This window comes from Rhodococcus sp. P3_B8 (assembly GCF_056402775.1).
Genome location: NZ_JBFUGT010000288.1, coordinates 1 through 8211, shown reverse-complemented (window position 1 = coordinate 8211; position 8211 = coordinate 1). Strand labels below are relative to the sequence as shown.

At 67.2% G+C, this 8211-nt stretch carries 10 protein-coding genes and 4 pseudogenes; 7 read left to right on the top strand and 7 right to left on the bottom strand.

Annotation, left to right across the window (positions count from 1 at the left end; genetic code table 11):
- A partial coding sequence (locus AC1D1G_RS37580) for an Hsp70 family protein (protein ID WP_477956114.1) occupies window positions 1-479 on the bottom strand: 479 nt, incomplete at its 3' end.
- A gap of 296 nt (window positions 480-775) precedes the next feature.
- Between AC1D1G_RS37580 and AC1D1G_RS37575 the strand changes: the two genes are divergently transcribed.
- Window positions 776-1342, top strand: coding sequence for a hypothetical protein (locus tag AC1D1G_RS37575; RefSeq protein WP_283333506.1), 567 nt, complete (start codon window positions 776-778; stop codon window positions 1340-1342).
- 6 nt (window positions 1343-1348) lie between these two features.
- Here AC1D1G_RS37575 and AC1D1G_RS37570 read toward each other — a convergent pair whose 3' ends face one another.
- Together AC1D1G_RS37570 and AC1D1G_RS37565 are read right to left on the bottom strand one after the other, a co-directional pair.
- Window positions 1349-1609, bottom strand: a complete 261-nt coding sequence (locus tag AC1D1G_RS37570) for a hypothetical protein (RefSeq protein ID WP_005238337.1) — start codon at window positions 1607-1609, stop codon at window positions 1349-1351.
- Window positions 1610-1679: 70 nt separating this feature from the next.
- On the bottom strand, window positions 1680-2000 hold the full coding sequence (locus tag AC1D1G_RS37565) for a hypothetical protein (protein WP_283333505.1): 321 nt from the start codon (window positions 1998-2000) through the stop codon (window positions 1680-1682).
- Between the two features lie 132 nt (window positions 2001-2132).
- Between AC1D1G_RS37565 and AC1D1G_RS37560 the strand changes: the two genes are divergently transcribed.
- Complete coding sequence (locus tag AC1D1G_RS37560) at window positions 2133-2675, top strand: DinB family protein (RefSeq protein WP_280780856.1); 543 nt, start codon at window positions 2133-2135, stop codon at window positions 2673-2675.
- A 321-nt stretch (window positions 2676-2996) separates the two neighbouring features.
- A pseudogene (locus AC1D1G_RS37555) lies at window positions 2997-3128 on the top strand (zinc ribbon domain-containing protein); the annotation flags it as partial.
- Window positions 3129-3307: 179 nt separating this feature from the next.
- Here AC1D1G_RS37555 and AC1D1G_RS37550 read toward each other — a convergent pair.
- From AC1D1G_RS37550 to AC1D1G_RS37540, 3 genes and pseudogenes are all read right to left on the bottom strand, one after another.
- Window positions 3308-3364 (bottom strand): annotated as a pseudogene (locus AC1D1G_RS37550) (hypothetical protein); the annotation flags it as partial.
- A gap of 10 nt (window positions 3365-3374) precedes the next feature.
- Complete coding sequence (locus AC1D1G_RS37545) at window positions 3375-3620, bottom strand: transposase (RefSeq protein WP_477956113.1); 246 nt, start codon at window positions 3618-3620, stop codon at window positions 3375-3377.
- On the bottom strand, window positions 3565-3714 hold the full coding sequence (locus AC1D1G_RS37540; RefSeq protein ID WP_477956112.1) for a helix-turn-helix domain-containing protein: 150 nt from the start codon (window positions 3712-3714) through the stop codon (window positions 3565-3567). The genes AC1D1G_RS37545 and AC1D1G_RS37540 overlap by 56 nt, the downstream gene beginning before the upstream one ends.
- Before the next feature lie 271 nt (window positions 3715-3985).
- On the opposite strand from AC1D1G_RS37540, the gene galT reads away from it, so the two are divergent.
- From galT to AC1D1G_RS37520, 4 genes and pseudogenes are all read left to right on the top strand, one after another.
- Window positions 3986-5152, top strand: coding sequence for a galactose-1-phosphate uridylyltransferase (galT, locus tag AC1D1G_RS37535; protein ID WP_477956111.1), 1167 nt, complete (start codon window positions 3986-3988; stop codon window positions 5150-5152).
- A complete protein-coding gene (gene galK, locus AC1D1G_RS37530; protein WP_477956110.1) occupies window positions 5149-6339 on the top strand; it encodes a galactokinase in 1191 nt (396 codons plus the stop codon). Before galT ends, galK begins: the two co-directional genes overlap by 4 nt.
- 84 nt (window positions 6340-6423) lie before the next feature.
- Window positions 6424-6573: pseudogene (locus AC1D1G_RS37525) on the top strand (UDP-glucose 4-epimerase GalE); the annotation flags it as partial.
- A gap of 42 nt (window positions 6574-6615) precedes the next feature.
- On the top strand, window positions 6616-7935 hold the full coding sequence (locus AC1D1G_RS37520) for a DUF2252 domain-containing protein (protein WP_477956109.1): 1320 nt from the start codon (window positions 6616-6618) through the stop codon (window positions 7933-7935).
- A 5-nt stretch (window positions 7936-7940) separates the two neighbouring features.
- Here the strand turns inward: AC1D1G_RS37520 and AC1D1G_RS37515 are convergent.
- A pseudogene (locus AC1D1G_RS37515) lies at window positions 7941-8211 on the bottom strand (Isoniazid-inducible protein iniC); the annotation flags it as partial.

Sequence of the window (8211 nt, the reverse complement as noted above, 5' to 3'; positions counted from 1 at the left end):
CCCTTGTCCAGGCCGTAGGCCAGTGCGGCCGCGGTGGGCTCGTTGACGATGCGCAGGACGTTGAGACCGGCGATCTGGCCGGCTTCCTTCGTGGCCTGACGCTGGGCGTCCTCGAAGTACGCGGGGACGGTGATCACGGCGTCCGTGATGTCCTCACCCAGGTACGCCTCGGCGTCGCGCTTCAGCTTCATGAGCGTGCGCGCGCTGATCTCCTGGGGCGTGTACTTCTTGCCGTCGATCTCCACGTTCCAGTCGGTGCCGATGTGGCGCTTGACGGAGCGGATGGTGCGATCGACGTTGGTGACGGCCTGGTTCTTGGCGGGCTGGCCGACCAGCACCTCACCGTTCTTGGCGAAGGCGACGATCGACGGGGTGGTGCGTGAACCTTCGGCGTTTGCGACCACTACGGGCTCGCCGCCTTCCAGCACAGACACGACCGAGTTCGTTGTACCGAGGTCGATACCGACGGCACGAGCCATAGTGTTCCTCACTTTCGTTTTGCAGTCCTGTGGGCAGGTTTTTCATTACTGAACTGCGATGTTGGCGCTTAGTGAGCGCCCTCCGCTCAAGTTTGCACTCCGACACCGTCGGGAGTCAATTCGAACTTGAGTCTTGCACGCTCATGTTGTCGTAAGGCTCAACGGAGGGGTGCGGAGATTTGTTCCCGGATGCCCACATCTTTTTCGGCGCCGTGTTTCGAGGCCTTGCTTCGGGGCCGCCGACGCGGACCCGCGCGTCGGCACGCCACGGTACGGCAGGTCGATAGGATCGCAGCGTGACGACACCCGAACAGCCGCCACGTCGGCCCGAACCGCCGCGACCCGTACCGCCGCGTCCGGAGTTCGCGGTCACCCCGCTGCGCGCCACCCCCACCGATACCACCCCGAAGGCCGTCGCGGTGTCGCTGTCCGCCTGGGTGGGATCGTTCGTCGTTCTCGCCGGAATCGCCGGCGCCATCGCGCTCGACCTCGGCGCGGTCCGCGACGCCCTCGAGGCGTCGGTCGCCGCCGACAATCCCGGCGATTCCGCGACGGACATCACCGACACGGTGAACCTGACGCTGATCGGCAGCGGCGCCATCGCCGTCGTCCTGATCCTCCTCGGACTGCTGGGCATACAACTCCTGCGCGCCCGGAAACCGGCGGGCCAGATCACCCTCGCGGTCGTCGGCGTCCTCAGCGTCGCCGGCGGAGTGGGCCTGTGGACCCTGCTGTCCGACGCCGGTGACGCGACCGCCGGTGTGCTGCAGTGGGCGCCGCTCGCCTACAGCGCCCTCGTCGCGGTGGGAGTGCTCGCCCTGTTCGCTCCCGGTGTGTCTCCGTGGCTGCGCCGGAACCGCTGACCGGACTCACACCTGGCACGGATCGGTACTGCCGTGGAACTCCGGGTCGGGGTCGTATTCGCGGTTGGACGTACCCGAATACTCTGGATCGGGGTCGTACTCGTCGTTGGTCGTCCCCGTGAAGTCGGGGTCCGGGTCGTACTCGTCGTTGGTCGTGCCCTCGTAGGAGGAGTTGCAGGCCGGGTGGGCGGCAGCGGTCTGGGTCACGGACGCGGCGCCGAACACGAGAGCCACGGCTGCCAGTGCGGTCATCGTCGTGCGGATCATGATGATTCCTTTCATCGGTGGGCTGATCATCGGTGGGCTGGGCGGACCCAGAAGAGAGAACCGAGCGGGGTCACCCGGGTGCGGGCTGGTGGGGCATCGCGGGTTCGCCCGCGCCGATCCGGCTCGACCCGGCGATGTCGGTATGGCGCGTCACCGTGGGGGTACCCAAATCGGGGCCCGCAACACCCGGCGCGAGCGGCGGAATCGTCAGGGCTCGCCGGAATTCCATCTGCCCGCCGGTATCGCTCTCGGCGGCGGTCGAGGCGTACGCGAACGTGCCGACTCCCACCGTGACGGCGACGAGGACGGGCGACACCATGCCCCCGAGAACGCGGGGCCATACGCGTCGGTGCGAAGGCCGGGGCACCGGTCCCGGAGAGTCGAAGTTCATACCGAGAATCCTTCGCGGCGCGCGCTTTCCACACATCCAGGAAGGCACCCAACTTGGACCCCGAGAAAAACCCTGAGAAGGCCTTCCTAATGAGGACCGTTTCTGACCTCAATCGCTTCTATTGTTCTTCTCATGACCACTTCGCAGAAGTCCCCGGCCACCGGTGAGCGCGCCGACCTCCTCCAGATCCTGCAGGAGCAGCGAGCCACCCTGTTGATCACCGTCCGCGACATCGACGACGCACAGGCACGGCAACGTTCGACCGTCAGCGACCTGACGCTCGGCGGACTGATCAAGCACGTGTCCCACACGGAAAAGCACTGGGTCGAAACCATTCTCGAGCCGGACGAGAACGCGGAGTTCGACATGGAGTGGGCGATGGAGAAGTACTACATGCGCGAAGACGAAACCCTCGAGGGACTGCTCGCCGAGTACGCCGAAGTGGCCCGCGCGACGGAGGCCGCCGTGGCCGGCCTCGACGACCTGGACGTGCTCGTCCCACTGCCCACCGCACCCTGGGCACCCGAGCGGCAGTGGTGGACGATCCGCCGCACCCTGCTCCACATCATCCGGGAGACCGGCCACCATTCCGGTCACGCCGACATCATCCGGGAATCCCTCGACGGCGGAAACACCACCATGCAGATGGGCGCCGACGCGGGCATGGAGTTCTGACCCGCCCGGCAGAACAGACGAAAACACCTCACCGGGTTCGGGTTCCGGTGAGGTGTTCTCTTCATGCGGCGTTCGAGTGTTGACTTACCTCCTGCGGTTCAACTTTTTCGCCGACTGGGGAAAACCATGGTGCCCCGCCGCGGGGGCACCGGCTACGTACCCCAGGGTTACGGTTCCCCACCCGGGACCCAACCCACTATCAGGTGGCCCTTACCTCAAAGTGGTACTCGCCTCCCCAGCTTCTTCTTGCCCAGAAAAGTCGTTTTGACATCCTCCTCGACCCTGGGGTCGGGATTTTCTACTGGGACTGTCGGTGAAAGGAAGCCACTGAACGTCCGCGCGTGGACTTGCGGATGTGGCTCCGTCCACGACCGAGACCACAATGCAGCCAAGAATATCCTCGCGGCGGGACGCGCCGAGAGACTAAACGCCTGTGGAGCGAGGGTAAGACCGACAGCGATGTCGGCGCAGCGCGGCGAAGCAGGAACCCACCGAGGTAGCCGACCGGCTGCGGGGAGCATCGACGCGAAAGCTGACCAGCCGGCGTCGTTAACTGACTTCGCCAACCGCGTGCGAGCGAGACCGTTCACGGCCAAATTCTCCATATACACCGCTTGGTTATCGCGGATGATGCTGGTCGAAGTCTGGTGATGAAAGTCCCTGCGTGCATCGGCGACCCTGGCGTGCAGGCGAGCGACCTTACGAACCGCCTTTCGTCGATTGTTGGATCCTTTTCTGTTTTCTCGCCACCTCTCGCTGGGCTCTTGTGATCTTGCATTCGGCGCGGCGGAGCAGGCGGGGGTTCTCGACAACTGTGCCGTCCGAAAGCACCGCAAATGCGGTCAACCCAAGGTCGATACCGACTTCTGATTCCACCTCGGGCAGCCGTTCATCGGCGTGACGGCAGCCCGGCTTCGTGCGCATCGATTCGAGCGCGAAGTGCATCATTGAAGACCACACGAGCGCAGCCGAACGCCCGCGCCAGCGCGAGTTGCTGACCCGGGGTCGGATAAAGCCGGAACTTGTAGCGCAATTGCACCCGGTGAGTGTGACATCCCGGTCCGACAAATTATCGACTCGAGATATGAACAACTCATCGGCGTCCAACTCGCGATGATCGAAAAGTTGCAAAATTGTTCGTTTGTGTTGACTTTCGAAGGGCAGAGGACAGAATCGGATCTGGACTCACCGAACATCCCAGTGACCAAACCTCGGGCTGCACGCGTGGCCCGGGACAGCAGTCCTGTACGGAATCCGTCCCACCATTCCCGGTGGGCTGGTGACACGGGAGAACCGGGAAGGACTCGTCGATGACCGTGCATGACGACCAGGATGCGCGGGAGACCGGCACACGGCTCCGGATGCGCAAGACCCGGACGACCCTCGCGGACGGCCGCGAACTGATCTACTTCGACGACTCCGAGCCGTACGTGTCGGGCGGAGCCACCCGCGAGTTGGTGGATTCACGTCCGCTGCCGCCGGCGGTGTCGCAGTCGCAGATGCGGTTCGACGTGCTCACCGGGGAGTGGGTGGTCATCGCCGCCCAGCGGATGGACCGCACGTTCCTGCCGCCGCCGGACGCGTCGCCGCTCGCCCCGAGCGTGCCGGGCAAGGCGCTCACGGAGATTCCGGCCGACGACTACGACGTCGTGGTGTTCGAGAACCGCTTCCCGTCGCTGGCGACGGCCGCCGCCGAGCAGGACCTTCCGGACTGCGTCGACGGAGAAGCGTTGTGGCCGTTGGCACCGGGAGCGGGCAGGTGTGAGGTCGTGTGCTTCACAAGCAACCCCGATGCCGCCTTCGCCACCCTGAGCGTCGACCGGGTCCGCACCGTCGTCGACGTCTGGGCCGACCGCACCGCCGAACTGTCGGCGCTGCCGGGGGTCCGGCAGGTGTTCTGCTTCGAGAACCGGGGCAAGGAAATCGGCGTCACCCTGACCCATCCACACGGACAGATCTACGCCTACCCGTACCTGCCGCCCCGCACGGACGCACTGATCCGGCGCTCCCGCGAGCACTTCGAGAGCACCGGGCGGCTGCTGCTCGCCGACGTCCTCGACGCCGAAACTCGATCCGGCAGGCGCGTGGTCCTGGCCGCCGAGCACTGGACCGCGTACGTTCCCGCCGCCTCGCGCTGGCCGCTGGAGGTGCATCTCGCACCGCATCGCGACGTCCGTGACCTCACCGAACTGTCCGACGACGAGCGCGACGAACTCGCCCACGTCTATCTCGAACTGCTGCGGCGGGTCGACCGGTTCTTCGAGGGTATCGACGCCGTGCCCTACATCGCCGCGTGGCACCAGGCGCCCGTCGGCGAGGACCGTCCGCTCGGACGCCTGCACCTGCAACTGTTCTCGATGATGCGGTCGCCGGGCCGGATGAAGTACCTGGCGGGATCCGAGTCCGGGATGGGGGCGTGGGTCAACGACACCACACCCGAGCGCATCGCCGACCGGCTGCGGGAGGTGGCGTCGTGAGTGCGGCGCAGTGGGTGACCCCTGTCGACGCCGCCGCGGTCGCCGGCCCCGCGGAGGCGCTGTTCCGCAGCACGTTCGGCGGCGCCGCGGACGGCGTCTGGACGGCACCCGGCCGGGTCAACCTCATCGGTGAGCACGTCGACTACGCCGGCGGACTGGTCCTGCCGTTCGCACTCCCCTACGTGACGGTCGTCGCCGTCCGTGTGCGGGGCGACGGGATCCTGCACGCCGTGTCCACGCACACCGGCGAGTCCTGGCGCGGTCCGCTCGACGACGTCGCCCCGGGCCACCCGGTCGGCTGGGCCGCGTACGTCGCCGGGGTGGTGTGGGCGCTACACCGGTCCGGACACCTCACGGCAGGAACCGGTTTCGACGTCGCAGTGCATTCGACGGTCCCCGTCGGCTCCGGGCTGTCGAGTTCGGCCGCGCTCGAGTGCGCCTTCGCTCTCGCCGCCGCCGACCTCGCCGGACTGCCCACGGACGACGCCGGCCGCCGCCCGCTGATCACCGCGTCCATCCGCGCGGAGAACGAGATCGCCGGCGCGTCCACCGGCGGCATGGACCAGTCGGTCGCGATGCTCGCCCGCCCCGGCCACGCCCTGCTCCTCGACTGCCGGGACGGCGCCACCCGCCACGTTCCGCTCGACTTCGACTCCGCCGACGCCCGGCTGGTGGTCATCGACACCAACGCGCCGCACCGGCTGGTCGACGGCAAGTACGGCAACCGGCGCGCCACCATCGAGAAGGCCTGCGCCGACCTCGGCGTCGCCACCCTGCGCGACGTCGCCGACCCCGACGCCGCCGTCGCGGGACTGAGTTCCCCGGCAGCGCAGCGGGTCCGGCACGTGCTCGGCGAGATCCGCCGCGTCCGGGAAGTCGCCGACCTGCTCGACCGCGGCCGGATCACCGACATCGGCGACGCCCTCAAGCGCTCGCACGCCTCGCTGCGCGACGACTACGAGGTCAGCTCCGTCGAACTCGACTCCGCCGTCGACGCCGCCCTCGAAGCCGGGGCCTGGGGTGCGCGGATGACCGGCGGCGGCTTCGGCGGCTCCGCGATCGCCCTCGTTCCGGCTGACCGGGTCGACGCCGTCGTCGAGAACGTCGCCCGACGCGCCGACACCGCCGGCCTGCCGGTCCCCCAGTTCCTGCACGCCGAGCCGTCGGGCTCGGCACACCGACTCTGAGATCCCCTTCGACGACCACGACAAGGTGGAGGCCATGACCATGGGCGACCGCGTGGCCGTCATGAAAGCGGGCATCCTGCAGCAGCGGTCCTCGTCGCGTCCGGCGCACGTGTGCAGGCCGAACTGGGCTGGCGGCCGAGACACACGGACCTCGATGAGATCGTGGCCGATGCGTGGACGTATCTGCAGTCGCTGGGCGCGCGGGAACGCTACCGTGGTGCAGTGCGGTCGTGAGCAGGCGCGCGGCACCCCGTCGACCGCGAGAAGGAGGCTGGTGTGGACGTCACCGATTCCACGAGGCAGGGTCGGATCGTGGAGGTCCTCGTCGAGGCCTTCGCCGATCTGATGGAGGCGGACCCGAGTGCGTTTCGCACGAAGTTCCGGAAGATGGCCGCCGATCCGTTCGCCTTCTACCGGGGCAGCGCCTGCCTGTTCTACGACGATCTGCGTGACTTCGACGATCCGTGGGCCGACGAGCGCACCGGCCGAGTGTGGATCCACGGCGATCTGCACCTGGAGAACTTCGGCACGTACATGAACTCGGAAGGCACCCTCGTCTTCGACGTCAACGATTTCGACGAGGCGTACGTGGGGCACTTCAGCTGGGATCTTCGTCGCTTCGTCGCGAGCCTGGCCCTGATGGGCTGGCAGAAGGCCCTCCCCGAGAAGGACGTCCGCGAACTGGCCGAAACGTATCTGCGCAGCTACGTCGACCATGTCCTGCACTATGCGCAGCAGGAGACGGACGAGGACTTCGCGCTGGGCCTGGACAATTCTCGCGGCGCCATTCACGACCTCCTCCTTCGTGCGCGCCTCGCCACCCGGGTGAGTCTGCTCGAGTCCGTCACGGTGCTCGAGGACTACGATCGGCACTTCCGGCGCGGCCGCGGCGTCCGCGAAGTGGACGAGCAGGAACGCACCACCGTGAGCGAGGCGGTCGAGACGTACGTCGAGAGAATTCCGCGCAGCAAGCGGTCGGCACGGCCGGTGTTCTACCGGATCAAGGACGTGGTCGGGCGGAAGGGCTTCGGGATCGGCAGCGCCGGTCTTCCTGCGTACAACGTGCTCATCGAAGGGGCGACGCAGGCACTCGAGAACGACATCGTGCTGTCGCTCAAGCAGGGCAACGTCGCCGCCCCGAGCCGCATCGTCGACGAAACCGCCGTCCGCGGCTACTTCGAACACGAAGGTCACCGCACCGCGGTGAGTCAGCGGGCCCTGCAGGTACACACCGATCCGCTGCTCGGCTACACGGAGATCGGCGACACCGGTTTCGTGGTCGCCGAACTCTCCCCGTACGAACTGGACCTGGACTGGTCCGATCTCACCGAACCGGAGGACATCGCGCCGGTGCTCGAGGACCTCGGCCGGGCGACGGCGAAGGTGCATTGCGTCTCCGACGAGGACAGCGATCAGACCCTCGTCACGTTCCAGACCGAAAACGCCATCCAGAACGTCGTCGACGGCAGGCTGGACGAGTTCGTCGGCGAGATCGTCGACTTCGGCATCGCGTACGCCGAGGTGAGCCGCAGGGACCACCAGCTGTTCGTCAACGCGTTCCGGGAAGGGGAGATCGCGGGCGTCTCCGCCACCTAGCCGAACTACAGTCGGACGGTGTTCAGTTCCTCCAGAACACCTTCCGCGCTGCGGGCGGCGACGGTGCAGGCCCGCGCGGTGAACTGGTCGAGCAACGGGTGGCGTGCCCGTTCGCGCCACTTCCGCACCGCGGCAAGTGCCCGCATCCGCTGCAACTCCACGGAGTCGTCGCCGTCGGTGCCCAGTCGTTCGGCGATCTGGATCCCGAATCCGCCGATCAGGCGTTGCAACTCGGCCACGTCGTCGGCGGGCAACCCCACCTCGGTAGACCGCAGC

Coding starts and splice junctions, on each gene's coding strand:
- AC1D1G_RS37545 (WP_477956113.1), bottom strand. CDS start 3,620: ATGCACTTCGCGCTCGAATCGATGCGCACGAAGCCGGGCTGCCGTCAC.
- AC1D1G_RS37560 (WP_280780856.1), top strand. CDS start 2,133: ATGACCACTTCGCAGAAGTCCCCGGCCACCGGTGAGCGCGCCGACCTC.
- AC1D1G_RS37570 (WP_005238337.1), bottom strand. CDS start 1,609: ATGATCCGCACGACGATGACCGCACTGGCAGCCGTGGCTCTCGTGTTC.
- galT (WP_477956111.1), top strand. CDS start 3,986: ATGACCGTGCATGACGACCAGGATGCGCGGGAGACCGGCACACGGCTC.
- AC1D1G_RS37565 (WP_283333505.1), bottom strand. CDS start 2,000: ATGAACTTCGACTCTCCGGGACCGGTGCCCCGGCCTTCGCACCGACGC.